The following is an 18,793-nucleotide window of genomic DNA, read 5'->3' on the forward strand; positions in this document are numbered from 1 at the left end:
CCTCGGCAAGGTCGATGATGTCGATCTCGGTGTCGTTCGGCGCCTGGGCGCCGACCCACTGGGCGACCTTGGTGCCGATCCGGGTCGGACGGGAGGAGCTGACGACGATGCCGATCTTGTGAGAAGTCATGCACCTCTCAATAGGTGAACTTTCAATAACATTCCCCTCTTCGCCAGATGTGACTGGCCTCACCGCGACCACGCACCGCGTCCGCCCGGGCCGGCGGCCACCGATCCGGTGCCGGACACACGAATGGTCCGGCACCCCTCGCGGGATGCCGGACCATTCAGTGGTCGATCAGGTCGTGCGACTCAGCGGAAGTCCGCCTCGAAGCCGCGGCCCAGGTCGAGCTCCTCGAGCGCGATCGCCTCGCCGGAGCCCTCGGAGACCGGCGTGTAGTCGATCTCGTCGTAGCCGAAGCTCGGGTAGATCTCGGCCTTCGCGGCCTCGGTCGGCTCGACGCGCACGTTGCGGTAGCGCGGCAGGCCGGTCCCGGCCGGGATGAGCTTACCGAGGATGACGTTCTCCTTCAGACCCAGCAGGGAGTCCGAGCGTCCGCTCATCGCGGCCTCGGTCAGCACCTTCGTGGTCTCCTGGAAGGACGCCGCGGACAGCCACGACTCGGTCGCCAGCGAGGCCTTCGTGATCCCCATCAGCTCGGGTCGACCCGAAGCCGGCTGGGCACCCTCGGAGACGACCCGACGGTTCTCGTCCTCGAACCGCGAACGCTCGGCCAGCTCACCCGGCAACAGCCGGGACTCACCGGAGTCGAGCACCGTGACCCGACGCAGCATCTGCCGGACGATGACCTCGATGTGCTTGTCGTGGATGTCCACGCCCTGGGAGCGGTAGACCTCCTGGACCTCGTCCACGAGGTGCTTCTGCACCGCGCGCGGACCGAGGATCCGCAGCACCTTCTTCGGGTCAACCGCACCGGCGACCAGCTGCTGGCCGACGGCGACGTGGTCGCCATCGTGCACCAGGAGCCGCGACCGCTTGGTGACCGGGTAGGCGATCTCCTCGCTGCCGTCGTCGGGCGTGATCACCAGGCGACGCGAGCGCTCGCTCTCGTCGATGGCGATGCGGCCGGCGATCTCCGCGATCGGGGCCTCACCCTTGGGGGTGCGGGCCTCGAACAGCTCGGTCACACGGGGCAGACCCTGCGTGATGTCCTCGGCGCTCGCCACACCACCGGTGTGGAAGGTCCGCATCGTCAGCTGGGTGCCGGGCTCACCGATGGACTGGGCCGCGATGATGCCGACGGCCTCACCGATGTCGACCAGCTTGCCGGTGGCCAGCGAGCGGCCGTAGCACTTGGCGCAGGTACCGACGCGGGACTCACACGTGAGCACCGACCGGACCTTGAGCTGCTCCACGCCGGCCTCGATGAGCTTGTCGAGGAGCACGTCCCCGACGTCGTCACCACCCTCGCCGAGCACCTCGCCGTCGGGCGACGAGACCGAACCCGCGAGGCTGCGTCCGTAGACGCTGGTCTCGACGGTGTCCGCGCGGCGCGCCTGCCCGCTGGGCGTGCGCTCCAGGATCGGCAGGGTCAGACCCCGCTCGGTCCCGCAGTCGTCCTCACGGATGATGACGTCCTGCGACACGTCCACGAGACGACGGGTCAGGTAGCCCGAGTCGGCCGTCCGCAGCGCGGTGTCGGCCAGACCCTTACGGGCACCGTGGGTGGCGATGAAGTACTCGACCACCGACAGACCCTCGCGGTAGTTGGACTTGATCGGCCGCGGGATGATCTCACCCTTCGGGTTGGCCACCAGGCCGCGCATACCGGCGATCTGACGCACCTGCATCCAGTTACCACGGGCACCCGAGCCGACCATCCGGTTCACCGGGTTGTTCTTCGAGAAGTTCGCCCGCATGGCTGCGGCGACCTCGTCGGTGGCCTGGTTCCAGATCTCCACGAGCTCCTGACGACGCTCGTCGTCGGTGAGCAGACCGCGGTCGTACTGGCCCTGGACCTTGGCGGCCTTCGCCTCGTAGCCCTCGAGGATCTGCGCCTTGTTCGACGGTGTCGCGACGTCGGAGATCGAGATGGTCACGCCCGAGCGGGTCGCCCACTTGAAGCCGGCCTCCTTGAGCGCGTCCAGGCTGGCCGCGACGACCACCTTGGGGTAGCGCTCCGCGAGGTCGTTGACGATCCCGGACAGCACCTTCTTGTCCACGATCGTGTTGATGAACGGGTAGTCCACCGGCAGGGCCTCGTTGAACAGGGACCGGCCGAGCGTGGTCTCGAACAGGATCGCGTCGCCCTCGGAGTAGCCCTCCGGCGCCTCCCAGCCCTCCGGCGGGACCAAGTCGGTCAGCCGCAGGGTGATCTTCGCGTTCAGGTCGAGCTCGCCCGCGTCGAAGGCCATGAAGGCCTCCGCCGGGGAGGTGAAGGCACGGCCCTCGCCGAGCGCATCCTCACGGTCCGACGTCAGGTGGAACAGACCGATGATCATGTCCTGCGAGGGCATGGTCACCGGACGACCGTCCGACGGCTTGAGGATGTTGTTGCTCGAGAGCATCAGGATGCGGGCCTCGGCCTGCGCTTCCGAGGAGAGCGGCAGGTGGACGGCCATCTGGTCACCGTCGAAGTCGGCGTTGAACGCACCACACACCAACGGGTGCAGGTGGATCGCCTTACCCTCGACCAGCTGTGGCTCGAAGGCCTGGATGCCCAGTCGGTGCAGCGTCGGTGCCCGGTTCAGCAGCACGGGGTGCTCGGTGATGACCTCTTCGAGCACGTCCCACACGACGGAGCGCGCGCGCTCCACCATGCGCTTGGCGCTCTTGATGTTCTGCGCGTGGTTGAGGTCCACGAGCCGCTTCATGACGAACGGCTTGAAGAGCTCGAGGGCCATCTGCTTGGGCAGCCCGCACTGGTGCAGCTTGAGCTGCGGGCCGACCACGATGACGCTTCGACCGGAGTAGTCGACGCGCTTGCCGAGCAGGTTCTGACGGAACCGGCCCTGCTTGCCCTTGAGCATGTCCGAGATCGACTTGAGCGGGCGGTTGCCCGGGCCGGTCACCGGACGACCACGGCGGCCGTTGTCGAACAGCGAGTCGACGGCCTCCTGGAGCATCCTCTTCTCGTTGTTGACGATGATCTCGGGTGCGCCGAGGTCCAGCAGTCGCTTCAACCGGTTGTTGCGGTTGATCACGCGGCGGTAGAGGTCGTTCAGGTCGCTGGTCGCGAACCGGCCACCGTCGAGCTGCACCATCGGACGCAGGTCCGGCGGGATCACCGGGATGCAGTCCAGCACCATGCCCAGCGGAGAGTTGTTCGTCGTCAGGAACGCGTTGACGACCTTCAGCCGCTTCAGGGCACGGGTCTTGCGCTGGCCCTTTCCGGTGCGGATCGTCTCGCGCAGCGAATCGGACTCCGCCTCGAGGTCGAAGGTCTCCAGGCGCTTCTGGATCGCGCCGGCACCCATCGAACCCTCGAAGTAGTTGCCGTAGCGGTCCTGCAGCTGGCGGTACAGCATCTCGTCGCCCTCGAGGTCGGCGACCTTGAGGTTCTTGAACCGGTCCCAGACCTGCTCGAGGCGGTCCAGCTCGTTGTCCGCACGCTTGCGGATCTGAGCCATCTCGCGCTCGGCGGAGTCCTTGACCTTACGGCGCGCGTCGGCCTTGGCACCCTCGGCCTCGAGCTCGGCCAGGTCGGCCTCGAGGCGCTCGCTGCGGTTGGCGACGTCGAGGTCGCGACGCTTCGAGATGTCGGCCTTCTCCAGGTCGATCTCGTTCTGCAGACTCGGCAGGTCCTCGTGACGGCCATCGGTGTCGACCGAGGTGATCATGTAGGCCGCGAAGTAGATGACCTTCTCGAGGTCCTTCGGCGCCAGGTCGAGCAGGTAGCCCAGACGGGACGGAACACCCTTGAAGTACCAGATGTGCGTGACCGGGGCGGCGAGCTCGATGTGGCCCATCCGCTCGCGTCGGACCTTGGAGCGGGTCACCTCGACGCCGCAGCGCTCACAGATGATGCCCTTGAAGCGCACGCGCTTGTACTTGCCGCAGTAGCACTCCCAGTCCCGGGTGGGGCCGAAGATCTTCTCGCAGAAGAGGCCGTCCTTCTCGGGCTTCAGGGTGCGGTAATTGATGGTCTCCGGCTTCTTGACCTCACCGTGCGACCAGGCGCGGACCTCGTCCGCGGTCGCGAGACCGATACGTAGCTCGTCGAAGACGTTGACGTCGAGCAATTTTCCTACTTCCTTCGGTGAAACACCGTGTGGAACCAATCAGGATGAGGGGGGCGTCAGCGGTCGGGTCACGTGGACCCGACCGCTGACGGGGCCGCTCAGATCTCTTCGACGCTGCTCGCGTCGGGACGACGGGAGAGGTCGATACCGAGCTCCTCAGCGGCCCGGTACACCTCCTCGTCGGTGTCACGCATCTCGATCGAGGTCCCGTCGGAGTTGAGCACCTCGACGTTCAGGCACAGCGACTGCATCTCCTTGATGAGCACCTTGAAGGACTCGGGGATGCCCGGCTCGGGGATGTTCTCGCCCTTGACGATGGCCTCGTAGACCTTCACGCGGCCGGGGACATCGTCGGACTTGATGGTGAGCAGCTCCTGCAGCGCGTAGGCGGCGCCGTAGGCCTCAAGGGCCCACACCTCCATCTCGCCGAACCGCTGACCACCGAACTGCGCCTTACCACCCAGCGGCTGCTGCGTGATCATCGAGTACGGACCCGTCGAACGCGCGTGGATCTTGTCGTCCACCAAGTGGTGCAGCTTCAGGATGTACATGTAGCCGACAGCGATCGGCTCCGGGAACGGCTCGCCGGAGCGGCCGTCGAACAGCCGCGCCTTGCCGGACGCATCCACGAGCCGGTCCCCGTCCCGGGTGGGGGTCGTGGAGTCCAACAGGCCCGTCAACTCGTCCTCGTGCAGACCGTCGAACACCGGCGACGCCACGGGGGTTCCGGGTGCGCCCTTGAGCGCCTCCGGGGCGAGGTTCTTCGCCCACGCCGGGACCTTCCCGTTCTTGGCATCCTCGATGCCGGCCTCCCAGCCCTGCTTCGCGACCCACCCGAGGTGGGTCTCGAGGACCTGGCCGACGTTCATCCGGCCGGGCACGCCGAGCGGGTTCAGGATGATGTCCACAGGGGTGCCGTCCTCAAGGAACGGCATGTCCTCGATGGGCAGGATCTTTGAGATGACACCCTTGTTGCCGTGGCGGCCGGCGAGCTTGTCGCCGTCGGTGATCTTGCGTCGCTGCGCGATGTAGACACGCACCAGCTGGTTCACACCCGGGGGCAGCTCGTCGCCGTCCTCGCGGTTGAACTCACGCACCTCGATCACCGTGCCGGACTCACCGTGGGGCACCTTCAGCGAGGTGTCGCGCACTTCACGCGCCTTCTCACCGAAGATGGCGCGCAGCAGGCGCTCCTCCGGAGTCAGCTCGGTCTCACCCTTCGGCGTGACCTTGCCGACCAGCACGTCACCGGCGCCGACCTCGGCACCGATACGGATGATGCCGCGCTCGTCGAGGTCCGCGAGGACCTCGTCGGAGACGTTCGGGATGTCCCGGGTGATCTCCTCCGGCCCCAGCTTCGTGTCGCGGGCGTCGACCTCGTGCTCCTCGATGTGGATCGAGGAGAGGACGTCGTCCTGGACCAGGCGCTGGGAGAGGATGATCGCGTCCTCGTAGTTGTGACCCTCCCACGACATGAACGCGACCAGCAGGTTGCGCCCGAGTGCGAGTTCACCCTCATCCGTGGCCGGGCCGTCCGCGAGCACCGAACCGACCTCGACCCGGGCTCCCTCTTCGACCAGCACACGCTGGTTGTAGGAGGTGCCCTGGTTGGAGCGACGGAACTTGGCCACCCGGTAGGTGAACGTGGAGGCGTCGTCCTGGGCCACGACGATCGCGTCCGCGGAGACCTCCTGCACGACACCCGGCTTGGTGGCCACGATCACGTCACCGGCGTCGACCGCCGCACGGCGCTCCATACCGGTACCCACGAGCGGGGCCTCGCTGCGGACCAGCGGCACGGCCTGGCGCTGCATGTTCGCACCCATGAGGGCACGGTTCGCGTCGTCGTGCTCGAGGAACGGGATCATCGCGGTGGCGACGGAGACCATCTGACGCGCGGAGACGTCCATGTAGTCCACGTTCTCCGCTGCGATGTCCAACGTGTCCCCGCCGCGGACCCGGACCAGCACGTCGGACTCGGCGAAGTGGCCGTCCTCGGTGAGTGGGGCGTTGGCCTGCGCGATGACGTACCGGTCCTCGTCATCGGCGGTGAGGTAGTCCACATCGTCGGTGACGCGACCCTTGATGACCTTGCGGTACGGGGTCTCGACGAAACCGAACGGGTTGATGCGGGCGTACGTCGCCAGCGAACCGATCAGACCGATGTTCGGACCCTCAGGGGTCTCGATCGGGCACATCCGGCCGTAGTGCGACGGGTGAACGTCACGGACCTCCATGCCGGCGCGGTCACGGGACAGACCACCCGGGCCGAGCGCGGACAGGCGACGCTTGTGCGTCAGACCCGCGAGCGGGTTGTTCTGGTCCATGAACTGCGACAGCTGGCTGGTCCCGAAGAACTCCTTGATGGAGGCCACCACGGGACGGATGTTGATCAGGGTCTGCGGCGTGATCGCCTCGACGTCCTGAGTCGTCATCCGCTCGCGGACCACGCGCTCCATCCGGGACAGCCCGGTACGCACCTGGTTCTGGATCAGCTCACCGACGGCGCGGATGCGACGGTTGCCGAAGTGGTCGATGTCGTCGGTCTCGACGCGAACGGCCACCTCCTTGCCGTCCTTCAGGCCGGGGATCTCGGCCTCGCCCTTGTGCAGGGCGGCGAGGTACTTGATCGTGCCGACGATGTCATCGCGGGAGAGGACCGAGTCGTCGATCGCAGCATCGACGCCGAGCTTCTTGTTCACCTTGTAGCGGCCGACCTTCGCCAGGTCGTAGCGCTTGGCGTTGAAGTAGAAGTTGTCGAGGAGCGCCGTGCCGGCCTCGACCGTGGGCGGCTCGCCCGGGCGAATCTTGCGGTAGATGTCGAGGAGCGCCTCGTCCTGCGTGTGGACACTGTCCTTCTCGAGCGTCTCCAGCACGGACGGGTACTCGGCGAACGACTCGCGGATCTCGCTCTCGGTCATGCCGAGGGCCTTGAGGAAGACCGTGACCGACTGCTTCCGCTTCCGGTCGACGCGGACGCCGACTGCGTCACGCTTGTCGATCTCGAACTCGAGCCACGCGCCACGGGACGGGATCACCTTGGTGGTGAAGATGTCCTTGTCGGACGTCTTGTCCGGGGTGCGCTCGAAGTACACACCGGGCGAACGGACGAGCTGGGAGACGACGACCCGCTCGGTACCGTTGATGATGAACGTGCCGCGCTCGGTCATCAGCGGGAACTCGCCCATGAAGACCGTCTGCGACTTGATCTCGCCGGTCGTGTAGTTGACGAACTCCGCCGTGACGAACAGCGGCGCGGAGTAGGTGAAGTCCTTCTCCTTGCATTCGTCGGCGGTGTACTTCGGCGGCTCGAACCGGTGGTCCCGGAACGACAGCGACATCGTCGCCCCGAAGTCCTCGATCGGCGAGATCTCCTCGAAGATCTCCTCGAGACCGGAGGTCATGGTGACGTCGTTGTTGCCCGAGTCGACGGCAGCCTGAACCCGCGCCTGCCAGTCCTCGTTACCGAGCAGCCAGTCGAAGCTGTCGGTCTGCAGCCCGAGAAGGTCGGGTGCCTGGAGAGGCTCGTGGATCTTTGCGAAGGAGACCCGGCGAGAGGCGGTACGTTGGGCGATGGCGTCGGTGGTCGGAGCAGAAGGGGTGCGCGAGGCAGCCAAGAGGGGTCCTTCCCTACGAATTGTGTGCACGCGCGCCGGACCACCCCAAACAAACCCCGCCCGAACTTCGCCCGGGCCAGACATCGCGCACGCGGACGTGTGTGATGGACCCGGTTCGGGAAGCGTGTGCTGGGGGCAGAAGACAGCGCAAAGCGACAGCATAGCCACTTTGGCTACGTCTGTCCAGTGGCGACGAGGCCCGCACCGGAATCGGTGCGGGCCTCGTCATTGTGGCCTCGTTATTGGCGTGGCCGGGTAATGCCGGCGGGCTGCCCGGCTCCGAGCGCCCGGTGTCATCGCCTTGCGGCGTGAACCGGCGGAACTGACCACCCGCCGTCAGATCACTTGACGGTGACGGTGGCGCCGGCGCCTTCGAGGGTTTCCTTCGCCTTGTCGGCGACGTCCTTCGCCACGCCTTCGACGATCGCCTTGGGGGCGCTGTCAACGAGGTCCTTGGCCTCCTTCAGGCCGAGGCTCGTGAGGGCGCGCACCTCCTTGATGACCTGGATCTTCTTGTCGCCGACGGAGTCGAGGATGACGTCGAACTCGGTCTGCTCCTCGGCCTCGTCGTCGCCACCACCGGCGGCGGGGCCGGCGGCGACCGCAACGGCGGCCGGAGCGGCGGCGGTGACCTCGAAGGTCTCCTCGAACTGCTTCACGAACTCGGAGAGCTCGATCAGGGTGAGCTCCTTGAAAGCGTCAATGAGCTCGTCGGTGCTGAGCTTCGCCATGATGGCGTTCCTTCCTGTTGGTCCTGCTTGCGGAGAAGCAGTGTGTGGTTGGTCGAAGACCGGGCCTCAGGCCGCGGACTCCGTCGCCTGCTTCTCACGCAGGGCTTCGATGGTGCGCACCGCCTTGGCAGCGGGAGCGTTGAAGACGTAGGCCGCCTGGTGCAGCTTCGCCTTGAACGCGCCGGCCGCCTTGGCCAGGAGCACCTCGCGGGACTCGAGGTCCGCGAGCTTGGTGACGTCCGCGGACGTCAGGGCGCGCCCGTCGAGGACACCACCCTTGATAACCAGCTTGGGGTTCGCCTTGGCGAAGTCACGCAGGCTCTTCGCCGCCTCGACCGGATCACCGGAGATGAAGGCGATGGCCGACGGCCCGGTGAGCTCGCCATCGAACGCGTCGATGCCGGCTTCCTTGGCCGCAATGCCGGTGAGCGTGTTCTTCACCACGGCGAAGCTGGTGGTACCGCCGAGATCGGTGCGCAGCGCCTTGAGCTGGGCCACCGTGAGCCCGCGGTACTCGGTCAGCACAGCGGCCGTGGACTGGCGGAACTTCTCCGTCAGTTCGGCAACTGCTGCCGCCTTGTCAGGCCGTGCCATGGGCCCTCCTTCCGAGATGTGCCGCGAAGGTCGAGGGCGCACATACGGAAAGAACCCCGCGCAGATGCACGGGGTTCGGATTCGGAACGCTGACGCTCCGGCACTTGATCGAACTCGTCCACCTACGCTGGCTCCGCATCTGCGGACTTGGCCCCGTCGTGTGACGGGCGACCGGCGGTCTTGGGCAAGTTCCACTGTACACAGCCGCTGGTGCCTGACCAAATCCCAGGGCCTGTGTGATGTGCCACTGACCCGCCCCGGTCGTCCGGCGCCCCGAACGCAGTCGGTCCGGCCCCTCCGATGGAGGGACCGGACCGGGCGTGCGAGATGCTGCCGGGATCCGACCAGCGGATCAGGCGATCGGACTCAGGCGGTCTCTACCGCAAGCTTCGCCGGGTCGATCGCGATGCCGGGGCCCATGGTCGTGCTCAGCACGGCCTTGGTGATGTAGCGGCCCTTGGAGGACGCCGGCTTGAGGCGCATGACCTCTTCGAAGGCGGCCGTGTAGTTCGCCAGCAGCTTCTCCTGGTCGAACGAGACCTTGCCGATGATGAAGTGCAGGTTCCCGTGCTTGTCCACTCGGAAGTCGATCTTGCCGCCCTTGATGTCGGTCACGGCCTTGGCGACGTCCATGGTGACGGTTCCGGTCTTCGGGTTCGGCATCAGGCCACGGGGCCCGAGCACGCGGCCCAGACGACCGACCTTGCCCATCAGGTCCGGCGTGGCCACGGCCGCGTCGAAGTCGGTGTAGCCGCCGGCGACCTTCTCGATCAGGTCGTCGCCGCCGACCTCGTCGGCGCCGGCCGCGATGGCCTGCTCCGCGCGGTCACCGGTGGCGAACACCAGGACCCGGGCGGTCTTGCCGGTGCCGTGCGGGAGGTTCACGGTGCCGCGAACCATCTGGTCGGCCTTGCGGGGGTCGACGCCGAGCCGGAACACGACCTCGACGGTCGAGTCGAACTTCGTCGCGGCACCCTTGCGGGCGACCTCGATGGCCTCCGCCGGGGCATAGACGTGATCGGCCTGCACGAGTTCGGCGGCCTTGCGGTAATCCTTGCTGCGCGTAGTCATCTGCTTCTCCTTCATGTGAGCAGTCGTGGTGCGGGCCCGCGCGGGCCCTTCCACTGTGCGGTGCGCATGATGCTCACCGCGGGGGTGGATCAGGGACGGGTTCAGTCCTTGACGCTGATGCCCATGGAACGGGCGGTGCCGGCGATGATCAGCGACGCGGCGTCGAGATCGTTGGCGTTGAGGTCGTCGAACTTCGTCTGAGCGATCTCGCGGACCTGGTCCTTGGTCAGCGAACCGACCTTGGTGGTGTGCGGGGTGCCGGAGCCCTTGGCCACGCCGGCGGCCTTCTTGATGAGCTCCGCAGCCGGCGGCGTCTTCGTGATGAACGTGAACGAACGGTCCTCGTACACGGTGATCTCGACCGGGATCACGTTGCCGCGCTGCGACTCCGTGGCCGCGTTGTAGGCCTTGCAGAACTCCATGATGTTCACGCCGTGCTGACCGAGCGCGGGGCCGATCGGCGGCGCGGGGTTGGCTGCGCCGGCCTGGATCTGGAGCTTGATGAGGCCGGTGACCTTCTTCTTGGGGGGCATGCTCTACTGCTTCCTGTTGGTGGGCCGACGCCTTGGGCGATGACCCGGTTGCACGACCTTGCGGTCAGGACCCACCGTGGCGGGCCCCTGCTCGGGTGAGCGGGTCAGATCTTGGCGACCTGGTTGAACGACAGCTCGACGGGCGTCTCGCGGCCGAAGATCGAGACCAGCACCTTGAGCTTCTGGCCCTCGGCGTTGATCTCGGAGATGGTGGCCGGCAGCGTGTCGAACGGACCGTCGGTGACGGTGACCGACTCGCCGACAGTGAAGTCGACCTGCACGGCGGGGGTAGCGGCGGTGGCGCGTCCACCGGTCGTTGCCGGCGCCTTCTGCTCCACGGTCGTGGCGAGCATCGACATGACCTCGTCAAGACTCAGCGGGACCGGGGAGTGGGTGTGGCCCACGAAGCCGGTGACACCCGGAGTGTGCCGGACGGCGCCCCAGGACTCGTCGGTCAGATCCATCCGCACCAGCACGTAACTGGGGATCCGCACCCGGCGGACCACCTTGCGGACGGAGTTCTTGATCTCGACGACCTCCTCCATGGGCACCTCGACCTGGAAGATGTAGTCCTCCATGTTGAGGGACTGGATCCGGGACTCGAGGTTGACCTTCACACGGTTCTCGTAGCCGGCGTAGGAGTGGATCACGTACCAGTCACCGGGGAGCGAGCGCAGCTCGCGGCGGAACGCGACCAGGGGGTCCTCGTCCTCGACAGCGGCCTCGTCCTCGACGGCGGCCTCGTCAACTGCATCGGCCTCGTCCATTGCGTCGGCATCGCCGTCGGACACGGCCGAGTCCTCGGCGATGTCCGCGGAGTCCGCACCGTCGGCGGAGTCCACGCCCTCGGCGCCGACCTCCTCGACGACGTCGACCGTCTCGTCCACGTCGCGGGTCTCTTCAGACACGTCCTGACCTGCTTCCCTCGTCTTGTCCTGCTCGTTGATCCTGCATGCTTCGTCGAGATCGGAACCGTCCCGACCTCGCCATTGTCCCGCTTCGTACCGCCGACGCCATACCGGAGCCGTCCCGGAGTGGTCTCCGGGCAACCGGGGGGCCGTTGCGCTAGGCGCCGAACGCCCAGAGCACCAGCTTGCCGATCGCGAAGTCCAGCACACCGACGTATGCCATGACGATCAGCACGAACACCACGACAACGGCGATGAACGTCAGTAGTTCCGACCGGGTCGGGGTGACGACCTTCTTGAGTTCGGCGATGACCTGGCGGACGAAGAGCGCGATCCTCGCGAACACGTTCGGCCGGACCTCACGCTCGGCCTCCGCACGGCTGCGCGTCGCTCGGCCCTTGCCGGCACCTGCCGACGCGGCCACGGCCTTGCTCGAGGAGGAGCGAGCCGACGACTTCGACGACCCGGACCTGGTCGTCGTGCTCTCGGCGGAGTCCGATGCGGTGCGCTTGGACCGGCTGCCGCGGCTCGAGATGGCCGCGGACTGCTCGGTCGAGGCCTCGTCGGCGCTCGCATCGGCGTCCTCGGCAGGCACCTCGGCGTCACCCGCCTCGTCCAGCGATTCCTCGTCCGCGTCCGCCGAGCCGATGGCATCACCTGGGGTGACGCCCTCCGTGGGGTCGGTGACGTCGCCACGTTCGCCGCTGTCGGGTTCGCCCGACTCCGGGTTCGTGGGAGTGCTCACAGATATTCCCCAACTCGTTCGTGTGTGACGGATCGACCGGCGATCGACTGACTGTGCAGGGCAGGAGGGACTCGAACCCTCAACCGCCGGTTTTGGAGACCGGTGCGCTACCAATTGCGCCACTACCCTTTGCGATGAGTGCCGCCCGAACCGCGGACCACGACCCCTCGCGGGCGTGTTCCATCATGGCGGGCGTCAACCACCTCGGATGAGTGTACGGGAGTCCGCGCCATGGGTCGAACTCGTGTGCAGCGGCTCACTCCCCCTCCCGGAGCGCCCGCCTCGCGACTACGCGATAATCGACCGATGGCCACCCGTCGATTCCGTCTGCGCGCCTCGGTGCGTACCCGGGTCCTGGTCGCGCTCGTGCTGCTCACGACCGTCACGGTCGCCCTCGCCGGCACGACGGCCTACATCCTCGAGTCCCAACGCATCGACGACCGCATCGAAGCCGTCCTGAGGGATTCGGTGGCCGAGTTCACGAAACTCGCGCAGCAGGGCATCGACCCCGCCACCGGCGCGGCCTTCGCGAGCGCGGATGCCCTGCTGCGCACGGCCTTGAGCCGAATGGTGGTGCAGCCGAACGAGGCGATGTTCGGAATGCTGGGAACCGAGGTAGCACTCGAAGCCGGCGCCGGCCCGACGCAGCAGTGGCTGGACGAGGACCCTGAACTCGTCGCCGCGGTCGCCAGTTCAGCCAGCTTGGAGAGGTCTCGGTTCTGGCAGGTCACCACCGACGCGCGGAACTACTACGTGGCAGCCGTGCCGGTCACGCCGGAGCCGGGCGGCGTCCCCGGCGCGCTCGTGCTCGCCTGGAATCTCGACGCGGAGCACGCCGAACTGGGAACAACGTTCCGCACCTACGCCCTGGTGGCGCTCGGAGCCATCGTCTGGATGGCCATCATCGGCTGGTTCGTGGTCGGTAGCCTGCTCGAGCCGATCAAACTCCTGCGCACCACTGCCGGCGAGATCTCCAGCTCCAGCGACCTGTCCCGGCGGATCGCAGTGGTCGGCAACGACGACCTCGCCGTGCTGACCGAGACCGTGAACGGGATGCTGGCACGCCTTGAGGACGCGTTCGGATCCCAGCGTCAACTGCTCGACGACGTCGGCCACGAACTGCGCACGCCGCTCACCATCGTCCGTGGTCACCTCGAACTGATGGATCCCGCGGACCCCACGGACGCTGCGAGCACCAAGGAACTCGTCCTGGACGAGCTCGACCGGATGAACGGTCTGGTGGAGGACCTGGTCACGCTGGCGAAGGCCAGCCGACCCGACTTCGTCATCGCCGAGCCCACGGACATAGCGCTCCTCACCGACGAGGTCCTCACCAAGGCCCGCCCGCTGGGGGACCGACGCTGGGTCCTCGACGGACTGGCCGACGTCACCGCCGACGTCGACCCCCGCCGGATCACCCAGGCACTGCTCCAGCTCGTCCAGAATGCGGTGAAGTTCTCCGAACCGGGGTCCACGATCGCCCTGGGTAGCTCGGCGACGAGCACCGAGGTCCGGCTCTGGGTCCGCGACGAAGGCGCCGGGATCGCCGAGCAACACCTGGACAAGATCTTTGATCGGTTCGAGCGCGCCGGCAGCCCCGCCGAGGGCTCCGGTCTCGGACTGACCATCGTGCGCTCGATCGCCGTCGCGCACGGTGGCCGCGCCACGGTCGAGTCCAGGCTCGGTAACGGCACCACGGTGAGCATCTACCTGCCCCTCATGGCAGAGTCCGAGAAGGCCGACTCCGAGCCGACCGACTCCGAAGCCGCCGACGACCCGACCGAGACCACCTCCCCCGCCGGCGACGCGCCGAGCACCACCGCCCTGGAGCGCCGATGAGCCAGATCCTGATCGCTGAGGACGAGATCCGGATCTCGTCGTTCGTCGCGAAGGGGCTGCGATCCGCCGGGTACGCGCCGACCGCCGTCACCACCGGGCGGGAGGCGGTGGACCTCGCGAGCACCGGCGACTTCGATCTCATGATCCTCGACCTCGGGCTGCCCGACATGGACGGGTTCGCGGTGCTGCGCCAGGTCCGCGCGATGAACATCACCTTCCCGGTGATCATCCTGACCGCACGGAACTCGGTCACCGACACCGTGGCGGGCCTGGAGGGCGGCGCCGACGACTACATGGCCAAGCCGTTCCGGTTCGAGGAGCTCCTCGCCCGGGTCCGCCTTCGGCTGCGGTCGGAGGGCGGTGCCGCCGAGCCGACGACGCTCGTGCACGGCGACCTCTCCTTGGACCTGCGCACCCGTCGAGCCCGCGCCGGGGACACCGAGGTGGACCTCTCGGCACGCGAATTCACGCTGGCCGAGACGTTCCTGCGCAATCCGGGCCAGGTGTTGACCCGCGAGCAACTGCTGTCGCGGGTCTGGGGCTACGACTTCGATCCCGGCTCGAACGTCGTGGACGTGTACGTGCGCTACCTGCGCAAGAAGCTCGGCGCGGAGCGTTTCGAGACCGTGCGCGGGATGGGCTACCGGCTGCGCTGAGTCCCGCGGCGGGACCCGCGGCGCGGGAGCCAGCCGACAGCCGAGTGCCGTCGGTCAACGCGAGCCGGCCGATGGCGTCCGTGCCGTAGGGCGCACCACGCGGAGGGGCCCGACGGCGTCGGTGCCGATCACATCCATGCGGGAAGGCCCGACTGCGTGCGGGCCGCGTAGGCAAATGCCGAACGCCCGACGGCGTGGGTGCCGTCGGGCGTTCGCGGTTTCGGTCCAGCCGTGCGCCGGCGCGATGGCCGGCGCGCCGGGGTCAGTCGCCGGAGCCGGCCGACGGGGCGCTGGCCGCGCTGGCCGGGCTCTGCGCGGACACCGGGCTCGGCGCCGACGCGGGGCTCGCGACCGGGGACGGCGCGGACACCGGGCTCGCGACCGGGCTGGCTGCCGACTGCGGCGACGGAGCCGAGACCGGGCTCGCCGGCGCAGACTGCGCAGACTGGGCCGACTGGGCCGACACCGCGCTGATCGCGGTCACGGCCGAGACCGCACTACCCGGGTCCACCGTCGCCGGATCCGTCGCGGCCGGCGCCGCGGGAGTCGCGGGCGCCGCGGGCGAGGCCGCCGAGGTGGTCTGCGTCGTCGACTGCTCCGGAGCCGGAGCCGGGTCCATCGAGTCGGCCGTCGCAGCGACCGCCCCACCGGCCACGGCCACAACACCCAGCGTTCCCGTGACGATCCATGCGGTGCGCTTGTTCATGATGTTCCTCCACTATCCGATCCCGCCGAGCGGCGAAACCTCCGAGTCTCTTGCTGACACTCATTAGAATTCCCCCCGCCGATGAGGCCACAAGGAGACGAAGATGAAACCTCTCTCACCCACGAACGCGGAGCTGGGCCTGGGGCCGGCCGGCTCCGGGCACACGAACGTCGGGTGGCCTCAACGGGCGGCCACCCGACGTCGTGATGAACCTCAGTCCCCCGAGTCGGCGGAGACGGCCGAGACCGGAGATGCTGCAGACACTGCGGACACCGGTGAGGCCTGGGCGACGGGCGACGGCGCGGACTGGGTCGGGGCCGGTGCCGGCGCGGGTGCCGGAGCGGGGGCCGGTGTCGGTGCCGCAGGGCTGGGCGCGCTGACCACGGTCACGGCGCTGCCAGGGTCCACCGTTGCGGGGTCCGTGGGGGCGGGCGCGGGGGTCGCTGTCTCGACGGGTGAGGGCGATTGGCTCGGCACCGTGATGCTCACGCCGGGCAGGTCGTCCCCGGTGCCGTTGTCCGCCGCCGCAGCGATCGACGCACCAGCCACACCAACGACGCCCAGGGCCCCGGTGACCATCCATGCGGTTCGCTTGTTCAACTCTTCGCTCCTCGTGTGTGCGCCGCGATCGGCGGCTCTCGACTGCATCCAGTGTGGGGTCGGTTGATGAGACGTTGAGGAACAGATGATGAGAGAACTCTCATCTTCTGCTCCGTACGGCACCCCGAACACGCCAACGCCCGACGGCGTGGGTGCCGTCGGGCGTTCGCGGTTTCGGTCCAGCCATGCGCCGGCGGGATGGCCGGCGCGCCGGGGTCAGTCGCCGGAGCCGGCCGACGGGGCGCTGGCCGCGCTGGCCGGGCTCTGCGCGGACACCGGGCTCGGCGCCGACGCGGGGCTCGCGACCGGGGACGGCGCGGACACCGGGCTCGCGACCGGGCTGGCTGCCGACTGCGGCGACGCAGCCGAGACCGGGCTCGCCGGCGCCGACTGGGCCGACTGGGCCGACTGGGCCGACACCGCGCTGATCGCGGTCACGGCCGAGACCGCACTACCCGGGTCCACCGTCGCCGGGTCCGCGGCGGCCGGCGCCGCGGGAGCCGTCGGCCCCGCGGGCGAGGCCGCCGAAGGAGCCGGCGAGGCCGCCGAGGTGGTCTGCGTCGTCGACTGCCCCGGAGCCGGAGCCGGGTCCATCGAGTCGGCCGTCGCAGCGACCGCCCCACCGACCACCGCCACAACACCCAGCGTTCCCGTGACGATCCATGCAGTGCGCTTGTTCATGACGTTCCTCCACCATCCGATCCCGCCGAGCGGCGAACCTCCGAGTCTCTTGCTGACACTCATAAGAATTCCCCCCGCCGATGAGGCCACAAGGAGACGAACATGAAAGCTCTCTCACCTGTGGATGACGAACGCCCGACGGCAGACGCCGTCGGGCGTTCGGGTTCGTCGCCTCCGCAGGGCGGGTCGATGTGGGTCAGTCGGCTGAGTCTGCGGACCGGGCAGTCTCGACCGAGGCCGGGGTCTGGGCCGAGACGGGCGAGGCCTGAGCCACCGGCGACGGTGCGGACGACTCGTCGTCGGTGGCTGCCGGATCGGACGCCGAGGCGGCGGTGACCGCGGTCACGGCGCTCGCCGGGGCCACGGTCGTCGGGTCCTGCGACGCCGGGGTGGCAACGTCACCCGTCACCGCATGGGCCTGGTCCGGCGCGGTGATGCCCACCCCCGGCAGCGACTCCTCCCCGATCGGGTCCCAGACGAACGCGATCGATCCTCCGGCCACCCCGGCGAGGCCCAGGGCCCCGGTCACCATCCATGCAGCTCGCTTGCGCATGCGTCGTCACCTCGCAGTCCTCGTCGGCCGACGCCATCCTGGCACGCGAGGATGAGAGCTTTCGAAGCTCCGGATGAGAGAACTCTCATGTCCGCTGCTGTGCTTCGGCACGCCATTGCTCGGCGACCGCGAGCCGCGCCATGCCCTGTTCCGGGGAGGTCCCGGCCGCGAGCGAGAGCACCACGGCCGCGGTGCGCGCCCGCAACTCCACCGGATCCACCCGGGTCTCGAAGTAGGCCGTCCACTCCCCGAGGACCCCGGGCACGTGCGCGTAGACGCGCGGTGCGAGCGCGGGCAGCACGGCCACGTGACCGAGCAGGGTACCCAGGTCGTCCTCCCGGCGCCCGGGGCCGAGCGAGTCCACGTCGATGACGGCGGTGACCTCGCCGTCGGCCGTGAACACGTTCGCCTCGTAGAAGTCGCCGTGCGTGGGCACCGGTGGCCGGTCCGGGCTGCGCGCGAGGAGCTCGGCGATGCCGGCCTCGAGGCGGGTGATCCGGTCCGCCTCGGCCGGCAGCGCGGCCCGGGCGGCCTCGGCGTGGAAGTCGATCCGATCCGCCCAGGAAGGGCGGGCCGGAAGGTCCACGACCGCGGCCGGGAGCGAGTCCAGCCAGGACTCCAGCACCTCGGGTCCGGGCAGTCCCGCCGGGTTGGTCAGCGCGGCGGCGATCGCCTCGGCCAGGGCGTGTCCCCGCGCCCGCTCGGTGACGAGTACACCCGGTCCGGGTTGGGCCAGGACCCGGGGCGCGGACACACCGGCCTCGGCCAGCACCTCGTGGCGGCGACGCAGCGCGTCGACCCGGCGCGGCGCCAGCACCTTCACGAACACGGCGTCGGTGCCGGCACCCGCCCGCAGCACCGCGCGGCGGCTGGGCCGGTAGCTGACCAGATCGAGCCGGACCGGCCCGGCCGGCGGGCGTCCGATGTCGGCGAGCCAGCCCCCGACGGTCCCGGCGTCGCAGGCCGGGGCAAGGCCAGGCAGGGCGGGGTCATGCGGGTGGCGCCAGACGCGCACCTGCCGGTCACCGTCCTCGAGCAGGGCCACCTGATCGGACTCGGGCAGCCGCGGCGCCGTGCTCGCGACGAGGTACTCGTTGACCCGTCCACCGCCGCCGTCGTAGCCGACGCGGTAGCCGACCGAGACCCCGGCGCCCGGACGGTGGTGGACCCGGTCGACCTCCACGGACAGGTGCAGCTGCGCCGCTACGGGTGCCGCGCCCTCGGCGGGGGTGATGCCGAGCAGGGCCGCCCGCACGATGTCGACGCGACCCGGGCCGGTGAGCTCCTCGAGATCGCGTGACTCGCGTGCGGCCGTGCTCGGCTCCGACGTCTCCATGCCGCCCATCTCACCACCTC

General features: G+C 68.7%; 15 protein-coding genes and 1 tRNA gene. 4 read left to right on the forward strand and 12 right to left on the reverse strand.

Annotated elements, in window-relative coordinates; genetic code table 11:
• Positions 1-312 precede the first annotated feature (312 nt).
• From KCQ71_RS17655 to KCQ71_RS17695, 9 genes are all read right to left on the reverse strand, one after another.
• Positions 313-4,203 carry a DNA-directed RNA polymerase subunit beta' gene (locus KCQ71_RS17655; RefSeq protein WP_223408336.1) on the reverse strand — a complete coding sequence of 1,297 codons (3,891 nt, stop codon included), beginning with the start codon at positions 4,201-4,203 and terminating at the stop codon, positions 313-315.
• Positions 4,204-4,301: 98 nt separating this feature from the next.
• Complete coding sequence (gene rpoB, locus KCQ71_RS17660; RefSeq protein WP_223408338.1) at positions 4,302-7,820, reverse strand: DNA-directed RNA polymerase subunit beta; 3,519 nt, start codon at positions 7,818-7,820, stop codon at positions 4,302-4,304.
• Positions 7,821-8,161: 341 nt separating this feature from the next.
• Positions 8,162-8,551, reverse strand: coding sequence for a 50S ribosomal protein L7/L12 (gene rplL / locus KCQ71_RS17665; RefSeq protein WP_223408340.1), 390 nt, complete (start codon positions 8,549-8,551; stop codon positions 8,162-8,164).
• Positions 8,552-8,617: 66 nt separating this feature from the next.
• Complete coding sequence (rplJ, locus tag KCQ71_RS17670) at positions 8,618-9,145, reverse strand: 50S ribosomal protein L10 (protein WP_154792903.1); 528 nt, start codon at positions 9,143-9,145, stop codon at positions 8,618-8,620.
• Positions 9,146-9,511: 366 nt separating this feature from the next.
• Positions 9,512-10,216, reverse strand: a complete 705-nt coding sequence (rplA, locus tag KCQ71_RS17675; RefSeq protein ID WP_223408342.1) for a 50S ribosomal protein L1 — start codon at positions 10,214-10,216, stop codon at positions 9,512-9,514.
• A 101-nt stretch (positions 10,217-10,317) separates the two neighbouring features.
• A complete protein-coding gene (gene rplK / locus KCQ71_RS17680) occupies positions 10,318-10,749 on the reverse strand; it encodes a 50S ribosomal protein L11 (RefSeq protein ID WP_223408344.1) in 432 nt (143 codons plus the stop codon).
• 104 nt (positions 10,750-10,853) lie between these two features.
• A complete protein-coding gene (gene nusG, locus KCQ71_RS17685) occupies positions 10,854-11,657 on the reverse strand; it encodes a transcription termination/antitermination protein NusG (RefSeq protein WP_223408346.1) in 804 nt (267 codons plus the stop codon).
• A gap of 157 nt (positions 11,658-11,814) precedes the next feature.
• Positions 11,815-12,402 carry a preprotein translocase subunit SecE gene (gene secE, locus KCQ71_RS17690; RefSeq protein ID WP_223408348.1) on the reverse strand — a complete coding sequence of 196 codons (588 nt, stop codon included), beginning with the start codon at positions 12,400-12,402 and terminating at the stop codon, positions 11,815-11,817.
• 56 nt (positions 12,403-12,458) lie between these two features.
• A tRNA-Trp gene (locus tag KCQ71_RS17695) sits at positions 12,459-12,531 on the reverse strand.
• A 177-nt stretch (positions 12,532-12,708) separates the two neighbouring features.
• Between KCQ71_RS17695 and KCQ71_RS17700 the strand changes: the two genes are divergently transcribed.
• From KCQ71_RS17700 to KCQ71_RS17710, 3 genes are all read left to right on the forward strand, one after another.
• The gene (locus tag KCQ71_RS17700; protein WP_223408351.1) at positions 12,709-14,241 is read left to right on the forward strand and encodes a sensor histidine kinase; all 1,533 of its coding nucleotides are present in this window, start codon (positions 12,709-12,711) and stop codon (positions 14,239-14,241) included.
• Positions 14,238-14,897 (forward strand): response regulator transcription factor, encoded by a 660-nt coding sequence (locus KCQ71_RS17705; protein ID WP_223408353.1) that lies wholly within the window; start codon positions 14,238-14,240, stop codon positions 14,895-14,897. Before KCQ71_RS17700 ends, KCQ71_RS17705 begins: the two co-directional genes overlap by 4 nt.
• Before the next feature lie 194 nt (positions 14,898-15,091).
• Positions 15,092-15,670, forward strand: a complete 579-nt coding sequence (locus KCQ71_RS17710; RefSeq protein ID WP_223408355.1) for a hypothetical protein — start codon at positions 15,092-15,094, stop codon at positions 15,668-15,670.
• 146 nt (positions 15,671-15,816) lie between these two features.
• Here KCQ71_RS17710 and KCQ71_RS17715 read toward each other — a convergent pair whose 3' ends face one another.
• Entirely contained in the window at positions 15,817-16,203 is a 387-nt protein-coding gene (locus KCQ71_RS17715; RefSeq protein WP_223408357.1) for a hypothetical protein, read from the reverse strand.
• Positions 16,204-16,291: 88 nt separating this feature from the next.
• Here KCQ71_RS17715 and KCQ71_RS17720 point away from each other — a divergent pair, with 88 nt between their 5' ends.
• Positions 16,292-16,990, forward strand: coding sequence for a hypothetical protein (locus KCQ71_RS17720; RefSeq protein WP_223408359.1), 699 nt, complete (start codon positions 16,292-16,294; stop codon positions 16,988-16,990).
• A gap of 90 nt (positions 16,991-17,080) precedes the next feature.
• On the opposite strand, the gene KCQ71_RS17725 is transcribed toward KCQ71_RS17720, so the two are convergent.
• Together KCQ71_RS17725 and KCQ71_RS17730 are read right to left on the reverse strand one after the other, a co-directional pair.
• Positions 17,081-17,437 (reverse strand): DUF3844 domain-containing protein, encoded by a 357-nt coding sequence (locus KCQ71_RS17725; protein ID WP_223408361.1) that lies wholly within the window; start codon positions 17,435-17,437, stop codon positions 17,081-17,083.
• An 85-nt stretch (positions 17,438-17,522) separates the two neighbouring features.
• On the reverse strand, positions 17,523-18,782 hold the full coding sequence (locus KCQ71_RS17730; RefSeq protein ID WP_223408363.1) for a phosphotransferase: 1,260 nt from the start codon (positions 18,780-18,782) through the stop codon (positions 17,523-17,525).
• Between the last annotated feature and the right edge of the window lie 11 nt (positions 18,783-18,793).

Origin of the sequence: Occultella gossypii (assembly GCF_019947135.1) — a bacterium.
In the GTDB taxonomy this organism is placed as follows: Bacteria; Actinomycetota; Actinomycetes; order Actinomycetales; family Beutenbergiaceae; genus Occultella; species Occultella gossypii.